Here is a 16886-nt window from a genome sequence, read left to right on the forward strand (position 1 = left end):
CAATCGTGCCGATGTTGCAGTGCGGCTTCGTCCGTTCGAACTTTTCCTTGGCCATTTTCTAGCTCCTAAGGTCCCCGAACCGGGGTTCCTGCAGTTTGGGGTTAAGGACGCCCGGTCCTTACGGTCCGGGCGCATATAGGCGGGCTTTCCGAAAAGGGAAAGCTTAGGCGTACTTCTTGATCACTTCGTCGGCGACGTGTTGCGGCACCGGCTCGTAGTGGTCGTATTGCATGGTGAACTGGGCGCGGCCCTGCGACATGCCGCGCAGCGTGTTCACATAGCCGAACATGTTGGCCAGCGGCACGAAGGCGTTCACGACGGTGGCGTTGCCGCGCATGTCCTGACCCTGGATCATGCCGCGACGGCCGTTCAGGTCGCCGATGACCGAGCCGAGGTATTCCTCGGGGGTCACGACTTCCACCGCCATGATCGGCTCGAGCAGCTTGGGCGAACCCTTTTCCTTCAGCTCGCGGAAGGCGGCGCGGGCCGCGATTTCGAACGCCAGCACGCTGGAGTCGACGTCGTGGAACTTGCCGTCCGTCAGCGTCGCCTTGAAGTCGATCAGCGGGAAGCCGGCCAGCAGACCGTTGTCCTTGGCCGAGTTCAGGCCTTTTTCGACGCCGGGGATGTATTCCTTCGGCACCGCGCCGCCGACGATCGAGTTCTCGAACACGAAGCCCGAGCCCGGCTCGCCGGGTTCGAAGGTGATCATGACGCGGGCGAACTGGCCCGTACCGCCGGTCTGCTTCTTGTGCGTGTAGTCGATGTCGACCTTGCGGCCCAGCGATTCACGATAGGCGACCTGCGGCGCGCCGATGTTGGCCTCGACCTTGTAGGTGCGCTTCAGGATGTCGATCTTGATGTCCAGGTGCAGCTCGCCCATGCCCTTCAGGATCGTCTGGCCCGACTCGTGGTCGGTCGAAACGGTGAAGGACGGATCTTCCGAGGCCAGCTTGGCCAGGGCGACGCCCAGCTTCTCCTGGTCGCCCTTGGTCTTGGGCTCGACCGAAATCTCGATGACCGGCGCCGGGAACTCCATCTTCTCCAGGATGACGGGCGACTTGATCGGGTCGCACAGGGTGTCGCCCGTGCGGGTTTCCTTCAGGCCGGCCAGGGCGACGATGTCGCCGGCGTAGGCTTCCTTGACGTCTTCACGGTTGTTGGAGTGCATCTGCAGCATCCGGCCGACGCGCTCTTTCTTGTCGCGGCTGGAGTTCAGCAGCGACTGACCGGTTTCCATCTTGCCCGAATACAGGCGGCAGAAGGTCAGCGAGCCGACGAAGGGGTCGTCCATGATCTTGAAGGCCAGGACCGACAGGGGCTCTTCGTCCGAAGCCTTACGCACGACGGGCTCTTCGGTCTTGAAGTCGATGCCCGGCGTCGGCGGGATGTCCAGCGGCGACGGCAGGTAGTCGACGACGGCGTCCAGCAGCGTCTGCACGCCCTTGTTCTTGAAGGCCGAGCCGCACAGGATCGGATAGAAGGCGCCGGTCAGAACGGCCTTGCGGATGCACTTCTTGATGGTGGCTTCGTCGGGCTCGTTGCCCTCGAGGTAGGCTTCCATCGCTTCGTCGTCCAGCTCGACGGCGTTGTCGATCAGGTACTGACGCGCAGCGATCGCCTTGTCCATCAGGTCGTCAGGGATCGGCACGTCCTTGTAGGAAGCGCCCAGGCCGTCGTTGTCCCAGACCACGCCGGTCATGCGGACCAGATCGACCAGACCCGACAGCGAGGACTCAGCGCCGATCGGGAACTGGATCGGCACGGCCTTGGCGCCAAGACGGTCGCGGATCGACTCGACCGAGGCGTCGAAGTCGGCGCCGATCTTGTCCATCTTGTTGACGTAGACGATGCGCGGCACCTTGTACTTGTCGGCCTGGCGCCAGACGGTTTCCGTCTGCGGCTCCACGCCGGCGTTGCCGTCCAGCACGGTCACGGCGCCGTCGAGGACGCGCAAGGAACGCTCAACCTCAATGGTGAAGTCCACGTGGCCGGGGGTGTCGATGATGTTCAGGCGCTTGCCCTGCCAGAAGGCGGTCGTCGCGGCGGACGTGATGGTGATGCCGCGCTCCTGCTCCTGGTCCATCCAGTCCATGGTCGCAGCGCCGTCGTGGACTTCGCCGATCTTGTGGGATTTACCGGTGTAATACAGGATCCGCTCGGTCGTCGTCGTCTTGCCCGCGTCGATGTGGGCCATGATGCCGAAGTTGCGGTAGTCCTCGAGCTTGTGAGTGCGGGCCATGAAAGCGTGCCTTGAAAATTTCAGGACGCTCAGGTGCGCCCTCGGAAGGATGTCGGTGTTCGGATAAGCGAGCGCGGGCGATTTAACTTAAACCGCCCGCGCCGGAAACCCTCAGATAGTCAGCGCAGATGACGCTTTGAAGGCGTTACCAGCGATAGTGGCTGAAGGCGCGGTTGGCTTCGGCCATCTTGTGGGTGTCTTCACGCTTCTTGACCGCGGTGCCGCGGTTGTTCGAGGCGTCCAGCAGCTCGGCGGCCAGCTTCTCGGTCATGGTGTTCTCGCCACGCTTGCGCGCAGCGTTCACCAGCCAGCGGATGGCCAGGGCGCGGCGACGGTCCGGACGGACTTCGACGGGCACCTGATAGGTGGCGCCGCCGACGCGACGCGAGCGCACTTCGACCGACGGGGAGACGTTGTCCAGGGCGGCGTGGAAGGTCGCGACCGGCTCTTGGTCCTTTTTCTTCTCGGCCAGGATGTCGAAGGCGCCGTATACGATGTTCTCGGCGACGGCCTTCTTACCTTCGTACATGACGTAATTCATGAACTTGGTGACGATCAGGTCCCCGAACTTGGGATCCGGCAGAACTTCACGTTTCTGGGCGCGGTGACGACGCGACATGGGGTATTCCTTGCAGTGCCCGACCAGCGCCGGGAAGATCTCGAAAAGGCCTCCGGACGCGACGGCCCGGAGAAGAATGGCTTACTTCGGACGCTTGGCGCCGTAGTGCGAACGACGCTGCTTACGGTCCTTGACGCCTTGGGTATCCAGAACGCCGCGCAGGATGTGGTAGCGAACGCCGGGCAAGTCCTTCACGCGGCCGCCGCGGATCAGAACAACCGAGTGTTCTTGCAGGTTGTGGCCTTCGCCGGGGATGTAGCAAACGGCTTCGTAGCCGTTCTTGGCCAGACGGACCTTGGCGACCTTACGCAGAGCCGAGTTCGGCTTCTTCGGGGTCGTGGTGTAAACGCGGGTGCAGACGCCGCGACGCTGGGGCGAACCCTCCAGAGCCGGCACCTTGTTGCGGGTGGGCTTGGGCTTGCGCGGCTTGCGGATCAGCTGGTTGATCGTAGGCATTCGAAACTCGTCTCGACTTCTGATGGAGGCGTGTGTCTTTCGACCGAAGCGCCTCTCGCCTTCTTGTGAACGGGGGACCATCCCCTCGCCCGGGTGTCATCGAGACTGAGGGCGCGACCACCCAAACAGAAAAACCGGAACGCGCGCTTTGGGCGTTCCGGCGGGCACAGCCCGTCCGTTGGATTGTCACGATCTCAGCGACCGGCGAACCGGCCACGCCTCGAAAGTGGGCGGCTTCTACGCCCGATGGGCGCGAAGGTCAAGGCGGCGCTAATCTTCAGAGTGGAAACCAGCGCTGCGTCCCTCACAGTCAGTTCGCCCTCCGCCCGAAAGCGGCCATGCTTCTAGCACAGCTTGCATAGGATCAAGGGGGACGACGCATTGGCGTTTGCACAGCTGACGCGGCCAGAGCGGCGCCTGGCTTGGCGAAAGGCGGGCCTGGCGACGGCGTCGGTGGCGATCAACACCGCGCTGATCGCCTTCCTGTCGTTCATGGCCCTGGGCATAGAAGGCGGCGTCGTCGCGCCCGAACAGCCGCCGATCTACGTCGATATTACGCCCCGCCCCCTTCTGCGCGACGAGCGGCCTAGAACGCCGGTCCAGGTGCCCGCAGTCGACGATACGGCGCGGTCATCGCAGAATGCGCGCCCGACGGTTCAGACGCCCTCCCCGCGCCAGGCAACGCCGCCGGACAGTCGCCCTGCCCCGATCCGTCCCCTCATCGCCGCGCCCACGCCCCAAGGTGCGCCCGCGCCGCCGGGCGCCTGGACGGTCAATCCGAACGATCGCGCCGGCGCCATGTCCCGCGTCCTGCGTCAGGGCCTGATCGGCTGCACCACGCCGCAACAGCTCAACGCCGCCGAGCGCGCAAACTGCCTCCAAGACGCCGAGCGGCGCGGCCGCAACGCCGCCCCGATCACCGGCACGGGCAACCCCGAACGCGACGCCGCCTTTGCGCGCGAGGGCGCGCGGCGTCTGGCGGAATGGGAGGCGCGCCGTCGTCCTCTGTCCGGCGGCGTCGGCGTGGTGGGTCCGGCGGACTGCGTCGGCTCGAACTTCGGCACGGGCTGCGCCGGCGCCCTATTGCCCGACGTTGACATGCGTCAAGGCGCAGAGACGACAATCAATCGAGGCGAACGCCGCCGCCAGGGCTTCTCAGCCAGCATCGGCGGAGTGCGAATCGGCGATAAAGACTGACAATGAGGTCAGCGATGATCCAGGCAGTGGATGTCGTGCATAACCTGGCCAAAATGCATCGCGGCCATGGCTAGACCGACGTAACCCACACCGCACCAGAGGACGACATTAAGGGCCATCACGACAGGCCAAGCCCGTTTCTTGGTCATGACGCATCCTCCCCTCTCACAATCAGAAGGAAAGCTCGCCCACAATCAAGGCGCGGTCAACGGCTCATAGAAAAAGGGCGACGCCGTCGCCGGCGCCGCCCCTTCATGTCTTCGCTTTTGAAACGAAAGATCAGCTCTCGCTGCTCTCCAGCTCCAGTTGCAGATCGGCCGGCAGCGGCTCGATCGCCTCTTCCAGGGCCGAGGTCAGTTCTGCATCACGCTCGTTGGCGATCTTCTGCAGGCTGCGCAGGTAGGCGCCGGTGCCGGCCGGGATCAGGCGGCCGACGATGACGTTTTCCTTCAGGCCTTCCAGCATGTCCTTCTTGCCGTGGACCGAAGCGTCGGTGAGGACGCGAGTGGTCTCCTGGAAGGACGCCGCCGAGATGAAGCTGCGGGTTTGCAGCGACGCCTTGGTGATGCCCAGCAGGACGGGCTGGGTGGTGGCCAGACGGCCGCCACGCTTCTCGACCTTGGCGTTTTCCAGAACGGCTTCGGCGACTTCGACGGTGTCGCCGCGGATCAGGGTGGTTTCACCCGAATCCAGCACTTCCACCTTCTGCAGCATCTGACGCACGATGACTTCGATGTGCTTGTCGTTGATCGGCACGCCCTGCAGTCGATAGACCTCCTGCACTTCGTTCACCAGATACTCGGCCAGCGCCTCGACGCCCTGGATGCGCAGCAGATCGTGCGGATCCGGGTTGCCGTCGATGATGTAGTCGCCCTTCTGGATCAGATCGCCGTCGTGGACGGAGATGTGCTTGCCCTTCGGGATCAGGAACTCGACCGGTTCGCCCTGCACGCCGTCGGCGTTGGGCTCGGGCGTGATCTTGATGCGACGCTTGTTCTTGTAGTCGCGACCGAATTCGACGCGACCATCCATCTCGGCGATGACCGCGCAGTCCTTCGGACGGCGAGCTTCGAACAGTTCGGCGACGCGCGGCAGACCGCCGGTGATGTCGCGGGTCTTGGCCCCTTCGGTCGGAACGCGGGCGATGATCTCGCCCGGCTTGACCTCATCGCCGTTCGACACGGACAGAACCGCGCCCACGGGCAGCAGATAGCGGGCATCCGAACCGGACGACAGCTTGGCGTAGGCGTCGCCCAGGGTGACGCCCATGGCCGGACGCAGGTCGGAACCACGCGGGCTGGCGCGCCAGTCGCTGACGACGCGCTGGGCGATGCCCGTCGCTTCGTCGGTTTCTTCCTTGACCGACAGGCCTTCGACCAGGTCCTCGAAGCGCACGACGCCGCCGACTTCCGTCAGGATCGGGGTGGTGTAGGGGTCCCACTCCGCCAGGCGTTGGTTCTTCTTGACCTCGTCGCCGTCCTTGACGCGGATGCGGGCGCCGTAAGGAGCCTTGTGCGTCTCGCGGTCCTTGCCGTCCACGACCACGGTCACGATGACGTTGCGGCTCATGGCCACCAGGTCGCCGTGGGCCGCGACGACGGTCGGGCCGGTGACCTTGGCCGTACCGGCGTTGGTCGCCTCCATGAAGGAGGTTTCCGCCACCTGGGCCGTACCGCCGATGTGGAAGGTCCGCATCGTCAGCTGGGTGCCCGGCTCGCCGATCGACTGGGCGGCGATGACGCCGACCGCTTCGCCGATGTTGACGTTCGTGCCGCGCGCCAGGTCACGGCCGTAGCAGTGGGCGCAGATGCCAGCGTCCGCTTCGCAGGTCAGGGCCGAACGGACCTTGACCGACTGGACGCCCGCGGCCTCGACGGCCTCGGCGACTTCTTCCACCAGATAGGTGTCGGCAGGGAACAGGACGGTATCGGTGCCCGGTTCCTTGATGTCCTCCGCGGCATAGCGACCCAGGATGCGCTGACCCAGCGAGACCAGCACGTCGCCGCCTTCCATCACCGCACGCAGGGTGATGCCGCGCGTCGAGCCGCAATCCTGCTCGGTGACGATGGAGTCCTGCGCCACGTCCACCAGACGGCGGGTCAGGTAACCCGAGTTGGCGGTCTTCAGCGCGGTGTCGGCCAGACCCTTACGGGCGCCGTGGGTCGAGTTGAAGTATTCAAGGACGGTCAGGCCTTCCTTGAAGTTCGAGGTGATCGGCGTCTCGATGATCTCGCCGGACGGCTTGGCCATCAGGCCGCGCATGCCGCCCAGTTGCTTCATCTGGGCCTGCGAACCCCGGGCGCCGGAGTTGGCCATCATGAAGACCGAGTTGATGTCGGGGTTTTCACCCTCGATCAGCACGCGCGGTTGCGCGATCTCGCCCATCATGGCGTCGGCGATCCGGTCCGTGGCCTTGGACCAGGCGTCCACCACCTTGTTGTACTTCTCGCCGCGCGTGATCAGGCCGTCGGCGTACTGTTGCTCGTACTCCTCGACCTGGGTGCGGGTCTCGGCGACCAATTCGACCTTCTTGGCCGGGATCACGATGTCGTCCTTGCCGAACGAAATGCCGGCCTTGGCGGCTTCGCGGAAGCCCAGGCCCATCATCTGGTCAGCGAAGATGACCGTCGCCTTCTGACCGCAGTGGCGATAGACCACGTCGATCAGATTGCCGATTTCCTTCTTGGTCAGGTTCTTCTCGAGCAGGCGATAGCCGACGTTCGGATTACGCGGCAGCAGAGCCGCCAGCTTCATCCGGCCCGGCGTGGTGTCGATGACCTTGGTCACCTCATTGCCTTCGGCGTCCTGTTCCGTCCAGCGCGCCTTGATGCGCGTGTGCAGGGTGACGACCTTGGCGTCCAGCGCCGCATCGATCTCGCCGATGTTGGCGAACAGCTTGCCTTCGCCCGGCTCGCCGTCCTTGACCAGCGACAGATAGTACAGGCCCAGGACGATGTCCTGCGACGGCACGATGATCGGCTTGCCGTTGGCGGGCGACAGGATGTTGTTGGTCGACATCATCAGAACGCGCGCTTCCAGCTGGGCCTCGAGGCTCAGCGGGACGTGAACGGCCATCTGGTCGCCGTCGAAGTCGGCGTTGAAGGCGGTGCAGACCAGCGGGTGCAGGCGGATGGCCTTGCCTTCGATCAGCTTGGGCTCGAACGCCTGGATGCCCAGGCGGTGAAGCGTCGGCGCGCGGTTCAGCAGAACCGGGTGCTCGCGGATGACCTCGTCCAGGATATCCCAGACGGCGGGCTGCTCGCGCTCGACCATGCGCTTGGATTGCTTGACGGTGCCCGACAGGCCCTTGGCGTCCAGGCGCGCATAGATGAACGGCTTGAACAGCTCCAGCGCCATCTTCTTGGGCAGGCCGCACTCGTGCAGCTTCAGTTCCGGACCCACGGTGATGACCGAACGGCCCGAATAGTCGACGCGCTTGCCCAGCAGGTTCTGACGGAAGCGACCCTGCTTGCCCTTCAGCATGTCGGCCAGCGACTTCAGCGGACGCTTGTTGGCGCCCGTGATCACGCGACCCCGACGGCCGTTGTCGAACAGGGCGTCGACAGACTCCTGCAGCATCCGCTTTTCGTTACGGATGATGATGTCCGGCGCGCGCAGTTCCATCAGGCGCTTCAGGCGGTTGTTGCGGTTGATGACGCGGCGATACAGGTCGTTCAGGTCGGAGGTCGCGAAACGACCGCCGTCCAGCGGCACCAGCGGACGCAGTTCCGGCGGAATGACCGGCACGATCGTCAGAATCATCCACTCGGGCTTGTTGCCCGATTCCAGGAAGGCCTCGATCAGCTTCAGGCGCTTGGACGCCTTCTTGGCCTTCATTTCCGAGGGATTGTCGGCCAGCTCGGCGCGGTGCTTTTCAGCTTCCGCGTTCAGGTCGATGCCCATCAGCAGGTTGCGGACGGCCTCGGCGCCGATCTCGGCGGTGAAGCCGTCATCGCCGAACTCTTCTTGGTAGCGATAGAACTCGTCTTCCGTCAGCAGTTGGTTCTGCTTCAGCGGGGTCAGGCCCGGCTCGGTGACGATGTAGTTTTCGAAGTACAGGACGCGCTCGACGTCCTTCAGCGCCATGTCCAGCATCAGCGAGATGCGGCTGGGCAGCGACTTCAGGAACCAGATGTGGGCGACCGGCGCAGCCAGGTCGATGTGACCCATGCGCTCGCGGCGAACACGGGCCAGGGTGACTTCGACGCCGCACTTCTCGCAGATGATGCCCTTGTACTTCATGCGCTTGTACTTGCCGCACAGGCATTCGTAGTCCTTGGTCGGGCCAAAGATACGCGCGCAGAACAGGCCGTCACGCTCGGGCTTGAACGTACGGTAGTTGATGGTTTCCGGCTTCTTGATCTCGCCGAACGACCACGAACGGATCTTCTCGGGCGAGGCCAGGGCGATCTTGATCTGGTCGAAGGTCGGGGTGACCGGGACCGGGTTGAAGATGTTCAGGACTTCCTGGTTCATCTTGATTCCTTCTGCGGGGCTGACCCGCGAAAATTATTCAGAACGGAGAAAAGCGGAGGGATCGCCCTCCCCCGCCGTGGCGAGAGAGGGCTCGTGATCCAGATCAGCTGTTCCCCAGCTCCACGTTCAGACCCAGCGAACGCATTTCCTTGATGAGCACGTTGAAGCTCTCGGGAATGCCGGCCTCGAAGCTGTCGTCGCCACGGACGATGGCCTCGTAGACCTTGGTCCGGCCGGCCACGTCGTCGGACTTCACCGTCAGCATCTCCTGCAGGGTGTAGGCGGCGCCGTAAGCTTCCAGAGCCCAGACCTCCATTTCCCCGAAGCGCTGACCGCCGAACTGCGCCTTGCCGCCCAACGGCTGCTGGGTGACCAGCGAGTACGGGCCGATGGAGCGGGCGTGGATCTTGTCGTCGACCAGGTGGTGCAGCTTCAGCATGTAGATGTAGCCGACCGTGACCGGACGCTTGAACTGCTCGCCGGTTTGACCGTCGTACAGGATCGACTGGGCCGACTTGTTCAGCCCCGCCTCTTCCAGCAGACGCTCGATGTCGCCAATGTGCGCGCCGTCGAAGACCGGGGTCGCGAAGGGTACGCCCTTGGACAGGTTCTTCGCCAATTCGATCAGCTCTTCCTCATCCTGCGGCAGAGGGGTCTCCTCGCCGTAGATATGCGTCAGACGATCGATCAGCGCCTGCTTCTGACCACCCGCTTGCCAGGCTTCCAGCAGACCGGAGATCTGCTTGCCCAGACCGGCGGCGGCCCAACCCAGGTGGGTTTCGAAGATCTGGCCGATGTTCATGCGCGAAGGCACGCCCAGCGGGTTCAGAACGACGTCGACGTGCGTGCCGTCTTCCAGGTGCGGCATGTCCTCGATCGGCAGGATCTTGGAGATGACGCCCTTGTTGCCGTGACGGCCGGCCATCTTGTCGCCGGGCTGAAGCTTGCGCTTCACGGCCACGAAGACCTTGACCATCTTCATCACGCCGGGGGGCAGTTCGTCACCGCGCTGCAGCTTCTCGACCTTGTCTTCGAAACGACGGTCCAGTTGCTTGCGAGCATCCTCGAACTGGCGCTTCATCGCTTCCAGCTCGCCCATGGCCTTTTCGTCGTCCAGGGCGATCTGCCACCACAGACCACGGCTGACCTCGGCCAGCTTCTCGTCGGTCAGTTCGCCACGGCCGATGCCCTTGGGCCCCGACACGGCGTTCTTGCCCACGATCAGCGGCTTCAGGCGGCCATAGACGTTGCGCTCGAGGATCTTGAGCTCGTCGTCGCGGTCCTTGCCCAGACGTTCGATCTCGGCGCGTTCGATCGCCATGGCGCGCTCGTCCTTGTCGACGCCGTGACGGTTGAAGACGCGAACGTCGACGATCGTGCCGGCGACGCCGGGCGGCAGGCGCAGGGAGGTGTCGCGCACGTCCGAAGCCTTCTCGCCGAAGATGGCGCGCAGCAGCTTCTCTTCCGGCGTCATCGGACTTTCGCCCTTCGGCGTGACCTTGCCGACCAGAATATCGCCCGGCTGGACCTCGGCGCCGATGGCCACAATGCCCGCTTCGTCGAGGTTGCGCAGGGCTTCCTCGCCGACGTTGGGGATGTCGCGCGTGATTTCCTCAGGGCCAAGCTTCGTATCGCGGGCGGCGACTTCGAACTCTTCCAGGTGGATCGAGGTGAAGACGTCGTCGCGCACGATGCGCTCGGAGATCAGGATGGAGTCTTCGAAGTTGTAGCCGTTCCAGGGCATGAAGGCGACCAGGGCGTTGCGGCCCAGAGCCAGTTCGCCCAGGTCCGTCGACGGACCGTCGGCGATGACGTCGCCGCCCTTCACCTGATCGCCCACGCGCACGATCGGGCGCTGGTTGATGCAGGTCGACTGGTTCGAACGCTGGAACTTCGACAGGCGGTAGATATCGACGCCAGAGCGGGCGGCGTCCACGTCGCCGGTGGCGCGCACGACGATCCGGGTGCCGTCGATCTGTTCGACGACGCCGTCACGACGGGCGACCACGACGGCGCCGGAGTCCACGGCCACGACCGCTTCCATGCCGGTGCCGACCAGCGGCGCGTCCGACTGCACCAGAGGCACGGCCTGACGTTGCATGTTGGCGCCCATCAGCGCGCGGTTGGCGTCGTCGTTTTCCAGGAACGGGATCAGGGCCGCAGCGACCGAAACGACCTGTTTCGGCGACACGTCCATCATGTCCACGGCGTCCTTGTTCAGGAGCTGGGATTCACCGTTGATCCGGCCGGGAACCAGGTCCTCGACGATCTGACCATTCTTCAGTTCGATGTTGGCCTGAGCGATCGTGTACTTCGACTCTTCCATGGCCGAGATGTAGACCACCTCGCCCTGGGCCTGGCCGTCCTTCACGCGACGGTACGGGCTCTCGATGAAGCCGTACTTGTTGACGCGCGCGTGGGTGGCCAGCGAGTTGATCAGGCCGATGTTCGGGCCTTCCGGCGTTTCGATCGGGCAGATGCGGCCGTAGTGGGTCGGGTGCACGTCGCGGACTTCGAAGCCCGCGCGCTCACGCGTCAGACCGCCCGGGCCAAGCGCCGACAGACGACGCTTGTGGGTGATTTCCGACAGCGGGTTCGTCTGGTCCATGAACTGCGACAGCTGCGACGAACCGAAGAACTCGCGAACCGCGGCGGCGGCCGGCTTGGCGTTGATCAGGTCGTGCGGCATGACCGTGTCGATATCGACCGAGGACATGCGCTCCTTGATTGCACGCTCCATGCGCAGCAGACCGACGCGGTACTGGTTTTCCAGCAGCTCGCCGACCGAACGGACCCGGCGGTTGCCCAGGTTATCGATGTCGTCGATCTCGCCGCGGCCGTCCTTCAGGCCGACCAGGATCTGCAGCACCTTCAGCACGTCTTCCTTGCGCAGGACGCGGATCTCGTCGGAGACCTCGGGGCTTTCCAGACGCATGTTCATCTTGACCCGGCCGACGGCCGACAGGTCGTAGCGTTCGCTGTCGAAGAACAGCGAGTTGAACATGGCCTCGGCGGCTTCCGGGGTGGGCGGCTCGCCCGGACGCATCACGCGATAGACGTCGAACAGGGCGTCCTCGCGATTGTCGTTCTTGTCCACGCGCAGGGTGTTGCGCATGTAGGCGCCGACCGTGACGTGGTCGATGTCCAGCACTTCGATGGTGGTGAAGCCGTTTTGCTCCAGCACTTCGATGGTCGGGGCGTCCAGTTCGTCGCCGGCCTCGGCGAAGATCTCGCCGGTCTCGAAGTTGACGGCGTCATTGGCCAGATACTTGGTGACCAGGGCGTCGGCGGCCAGCGACAGCGAGGTCGTCGTCTCGCCCAGCTTCTTGGCGGCGCGGGCGCTGATCTTCTGACCGGCCTGGGCGACCACTTCGCCGGTGTCGGCGTCGATCAGGTCGAACTCCGGCTTAACCCCGCGCCAGCGCTCGGCCTTGTAAGGCGTGACCCAGCCCTCGCCGCGCTTCTCGTAAGGCACGGTCTCGTAGAAGGTCTTCAGGATTTCTTCGCCGTCCATGCCCAGACCCATCAGGAAGGTCGTGGCCGGCAGCTTGCGGCGGCGGTCGATGCGCACATAGACCACGTCCTTGGCGTCGAACTCGAAGTCGAGCCACGAGCCGCGGTACGGGATCACGCGGGCGGCGAACAGCAGCTTGCCCGACGAGTGCGTCTTGCCCTTGTCGTGGTCGAAGAAGACGCCCGGCGAACGGTGCATCTGCGAGACGATCACGCGCTCGGTGCCGTTGACGATGAAGGTACCCTTGTCCGTCATGAGCGGGATGTCGCCCATGTAGACGTCCTGCTCCTTGATGTCCTTGACCGAACGGGCTCCCGTTTCCTCGTCGGTTTCGAACACGATCAGGCGCAGCTTGACCTTCAGCGGCGCCGCATAGGTCATGTCGCGCTGAATGCACTCCTCGACGTCGTATTTCGGCTCTTCGAACTCATACGAGACGTATTCCAGGATGGCGCGCTCGTTGAAGTCCTTGATCGGGAACACCGACTTGAAGACCGCCTCGATGCCCTGCTCCTTGCGGACGCCCGGACGGACCTCGCGCTGCAGGAACTGTTCGTAGGAAGCGCGCTGAACCTCGATCAGGTTCGGCATCGCGATCGCTTCGGGGATACGCCCGAAGGATTTGCGGATGCGCTTCTTGCCGGTGAACGAGGTGGCGGAAGCGATCTGACCGTTGATGGCGAGATCGTGGGCGACGTCAGTCATTCAGTGTTTCCCATGGCGCACGCCCCGGGGAAGACGTGCGTGAAATGCAGCAGCCACGGCGCGCGTTTCCGCGTCCGCAGCCAGGGTTTCGGCATCCACCCTCGGCCCGCTGCCGGGCCAGGACGCCTGAAATGGACCGGCTCCCTGGGAAGGAGCCGCGCCTTCGCTCGGTCGGAGGGCGACGGACCGGGCCTCGGCGCTTGCGCGCAGACTCATATGGAGTGTTGCGGAGCGCGCACATATACGCGCATTCGCGACGAAATAAAGGCCCCAGGGAACCTTTTCGACAGAGCCGACCAATCTCGTTGCGAGCGACGATGGGCTGATCTAGCGTCGCCTTATGACACGGATCGCCCTGCCCCTTCTCGCCGCTCTCGCCCTCTCCTCCTGCGCCACCCATCGCGAGCCGGTGACCTATGCCGAGACGGCTTCGGCCGCCGCGCGCGCCGCCGATCAGGTTAATGGCCAGGGCGCCCTGACGCCGCAGCAGGCCTGGGACGCCGGCAATACCGCCTACCTCGCCTGGAACGGCGCCCGGCACGGCTGGACCACCACCGAAAGCGGTCTGCAGTACCGCCGCGTCGGCAGGGCCCACCCCGAGGGCGCTCAGCCCGAGGCGACCGACACGGTCAAGGTCCACTATCGCGGCACCTTCATTGACGGGCGCGAGTTCGACAGTTCCTACGCCCGCAATGAACCGGCCGAGTTCCCGCTGAATCGCGTCATCAAGGGCTGGACCGAGGGCGTGGCCCTGATGCGCGTCGGGGAAATCTACGAGTTCGTCATCCCCGCCTCGCTGGGCTACGGCTCGCGCTGGGTCGGCGGCGACGAACTGCCCCCCAACTCCACCCTGCGCTTCTCGGTCGAACTGCTGGACGTCAAGCCGGGTTGAAGACTGAAACAGGACGGCTGGTAACCGCGCTCCATCCTATTTCGACACCCTGCCCCTAGCCTATTCAACCGCTTAGGCGCTCCAAACGTCATTGTTCCGGCCATAGCCGACGCCGCCTGCATCATGGGCGGCATGACCAATGACATCTCCGATCCCAATCCGAATTCGCCCGACTGGACACGGCGATCCGCCGCAACCTGGGCCGCCGCCCGTAAAGACTATCTCGCCGGAGGTTTCGCGCAGGACGTCTGCGCGCGGCACGGCCTCAGCCTGTCGACCTTCCGTTGGCGCGCCCGTACGGAAGGATGGCGCCGATCGGACCAGCCGCACGGCGCGGTTTTCGAACCGCTGGACGCCTATGAGCTGGACGCCATCGACCAGCGCCTGCCCTGCAACGCCGCCGACATGGCGCGGCTGGCCTGGGCCAATGCTTCACGGGCGATGATCGACGGCAAGCTGATCGAAGCGCGGGGCTGGTCCCGGCTGCACAAGGATCTGGAGGCCATCGCCAAGATCGACGACCATGCCGTGCGCTACTACCGGGGCATGGCCAACGACCCGAAACGACAGCACAATCTGCCCACCACGCCGCCCCTGCGTCCGATGGAGGAGGACTGATCCAAATTGCACCTCCTTGCATTTTGCACGCGTTTTCTGGGTGCAGTGCAATTTCGGATCAGCGCTGACGCTTGACGCCCCGCCCCCTGCGTCGGACTGTCGCGGCTCCCCAGTCGCTTGAAGAGTCCTCGATGATCCGTTCTTGCCTGCGCGCCGCCCCTCTCGGCCTCGCTCTTCTGCTCGTCTCGACCGCCCCGGCCGCCCTGGCGCAGCAGGCCTCGACCACGCAGCCCGCCCTGCCCGCTCCCCAACCTGCCGTTCCGGACGCGCGGGACGTCGCCTATCCCGGCGTCATCACCCTGGACGTCGACGCCACCAATTTGGCCCAGCACATCTTTGCGGTGAAGGAAACGATCCCGGTCGCCCAGGCGGGACCGATGACCCTGTTCTTCCCCGAATGGCTGCCGGGCAACCACGGCCCCGTCGGCCCCATCGCGCAGCTGGCCGGCATCGAGATCACCGCGAACGGCCAGCGGGTGCAGTGGGTGCGCGACACCCTGCATCCCTTCGCCTACCACGTGGTCGTCCCGGCCGGTGCGACCGCGCTGGACATCACCCTGCAGCACCTGTCGCCGACGACCGGCAATCAGGGCCGCATCACGATGACGCCCGAGATGCTGAACATCCAGTGGGAGAAGATGCTGCTCTATCCCGCCGGCCACTGGTCGCGGAACATCACGGTCCAGCCCACGGTCAAATTCCCGGCCGGATGGCAGTTCGGCACGGCGCTCGAGCCCGAAAGCAAGGCCGGCGACGTCCAGACGTTCAAGCCCGTCAATCTGGAAGTGCTGATCGACAGCCCGGTCTTCGCCGGCGTCCACTATCGCCAGATCGACCTCGATCCCGGCGGCCGCTCGCCCGTTCGCGCCAACATCGTCGCGGACAAGGCCGACAGCCTGAACGCGACGGACGAGCAGATCCAGATCCTGCGCAATCTGGTCGATCAGATGGACCGGCTGTATGGCGCGCGCCATTTCGACCACTACGACTTCCTGATCGCCATGACCGACAAGCTGGGCGGCATCGGGCTGGAGCATCACCGCAGTTCGGAAAACTCGGTCGATCCCGCCTTCTTCACCGGCTGGGACACGCACCTGTCCGACCGCGACCTGCTCAGCCACGAAATGAACCACTCCTGGGACGGCAAATGGCGCCGCCCCGCCGACCAGTATGTGCCCAACTTCAACAGTCCCCTGCAGAACAGCCTGCTGTGGGTCTACGAGGGCCAGACCCAGTACTATGGCCAGGTCATCGCCGCCCGCTCGGGCCTGCTGACCAAGCAACAGGCGATGGACGCCCTGGCCATGACCGCCGCGACCTTCGACACGCGCGTCGGCCGCGAATGGCGCGCGATGCAGGACACGACCAACGACCCCATCATCAGCCAGCGCCAGCCCAAGGGCTGGCTGTCGTGGCAGCGCGACGAGGACTACTATTCGGAGGGCCAGTTGATCTGGCTCGACGTCGATACGACGATCCGGGAAAAGACCGGCGGCCGGAAGTCGCTCGACGACTTCGCCCGCGCCTTCTACGGCGTCCAGGACGGCAGCTATACGCCAGCCCCCTATACGTTCGAGGATGTGGTCGCGGCCCTGAACGGCGTCGTCGCCAACGATTGGGCGACCTTCCTGCGCACCCGCCTGGACGCCGACGGCCCCGAGGCCCGCGCCCCGCTGGACGGTCTGGCGCGCGGCGGCTGGCGGCTGGCCTTCACGGACAAGCCCACCGATTATATGAAGACCCTGTACTCCGAGCTGAAACGCAACGACTTCACCTATTCGCTGGGCTTCCAGACCGGCGAGGGCAACAGGATTCGCAGCGTCCAGTGGGACGGTCTGGCCTTCAAGTCTGGCCTGGCCGCCGGGATGGAGATCGTCGCCGTCAACGGGCAGGCCGCCAGCGCCGAACGCCTGAACGAGGCCGTCACCGCGGCCAAGGATCCCTCGACGCCTATCACCCTGATCGTCAAGGACGACGAGCAATACCGCACCGTCGTCTTCGACTACCACGACGGCCTGCGCTACCCCCGCCTGGAACGCATCCCCGGCACACCTGACCGCCTGGGCGACATCCTGACGCCGCGTCGGCGCTGACGTCGCACGTCTCCTCCCGATCGGTCGCGAGAGGGAGGAGACACAACGCCGCGCTTGACGCATCGCTCCTGGCC

Annotated in this window: 9 protein-coding genes; 4 read left to right on the forward strand and 5 right to left on the reverse strand. The window is 64.8% G+C overall.

Features of this window, described 5'->3' with window-relative positions; genetic code table 11:
- Positions 1-163: 163 nt before the first annotated feature.
- The 3 genes from fusA to rpsL all read right to left on the reverse strand — a co-directional run bounded on the left by fusA (position 164) and on the right by rpsL (position 3317).
- Positions 164-2242 (reverse strand): elongation factor G, encoded by a 2079-nt coding sequence (gene fusA, locus RT123_RS10330; protein ID WP_066551885.1) that lies wholly within the window; start codon positions 2240-2242, stop codon positions 164-166.
- 145 nt (positions 2243-2387) lie between these two features.
- Entirely contained in the window at positions 2388-2861 is a 474-nt protein-coding gene (rpsG, locus tag RT123_RS10335; protein WP_055754905.1) for a 30S ribosomal protein S7, read from the reverse strand.
- An 81-nt stretch (positions 2862-2942) separates the two neighbouring features.
- The gene (gene rpsL / locus RT123_RS10340) at positions 2943-3317 is read right to left on the reverse strand and encodes a 30S ribosomal protein S12 (RefSeq protein ID WP_008260482.1); all 375 of its coding nucleotides are present in this window, start codon (positions 3315-3317) and stop codon (positions 2943-2945) included.
- A gap of 381 nt (positions 3318-3698) precedes the next feature.
- Here rpsL and RT123_RS10345 point away from each other — a divergent pair, with 381 nt between their 5' ends.
- Positions 3699-4514, forward strand: a complete 816-nt coding sequence (locus tag RT123_RS10345; RefSeq protein ID WP_313009073.1) for a hypothetical protein — start codon at positions 3699-3701, stop codon at positions 4512-4514.
- A 279-nt stretch (positions 4515-4793) separates the two neighbouring features.
- Here the strand turns inward: RT123_RS10345 and rpoC are convergent, their stop codons facing one another.
- Together rpoC and rpoB are read right to left on the reverse strand one after the other, a co-directional pair.
- Entirely contained in the window at positions 4794-8990 is a 4197-nt protein-coding gene (gene rpoC, locus RT123_RS10350; protein WP_017506747.1) for a DNA-directed RNA polymerase subunit beta', read from the reverse strand.
- Between the two features lie 103 nt (positions 8991-9093).
- A complete protein-coding gene (rpoB, locus tag RT123_RS10355; protein WP_066551888.1) occupies positions 9094-13209 on the reverse strand; it encodes a DNA-directed RNA polymerase subunit beta in 4116 nt (1371 codons plus the stop codon).
- A gap of 340 nt (positions 13210-13549) precedes the next feature.
- On the opposite strand from rpoB, the gene RT123_RS10360 reads away from it, so the two are divergent.
- From RT123_RS10360 to RT123_RS10370, 3 genes are all read left to right on the forward strand, one after another.
- Entirely contained in the window at positions 13550-14101 is a 552-nt protein-coding gene (locus RT123_RS10360) for an FKBP-type peptidyl-prolyl cis-trans isomerase (protein WP_271043002.1), read from the forward strand.
- Between the two features lie 132 nt (positions 14102-14233).
- A complete protein-coding gene (locus tag RT123_RS10365) occupies positions 14234-14719 on the forward strand; it encodes a hypothetical protein (protein WP_313009074.1) in 486 nt (161 codons plus the stop codon).
- Positions 14720-14850: 131 nt separating this feature from the next.
- On the forward strand, positions 14851-16812 hold the full coding sequence (locus RT123_RS10370; RefSeq protein WP_313009075.1) for a peptidase M61: 1962 nt from the start codon (positions 14851-14853) through the stop codon (positions 16810-16812).
- The last annotated feature ends 74 nt before the right edge of the window (positions 16813-16886 follow it).

This window comes from Brevundimonas vesicularis (genome assembly GCF_032067225.1).
In the GTDB taxonomy this organism is placed as follows: domain Bacteria; phylum Pseudomonadota; class Alphaproteobacteria; order Caulobacterales; family Caulobacteraceae; genus Brevundimonas; species Brevundimonas vesicularis_F.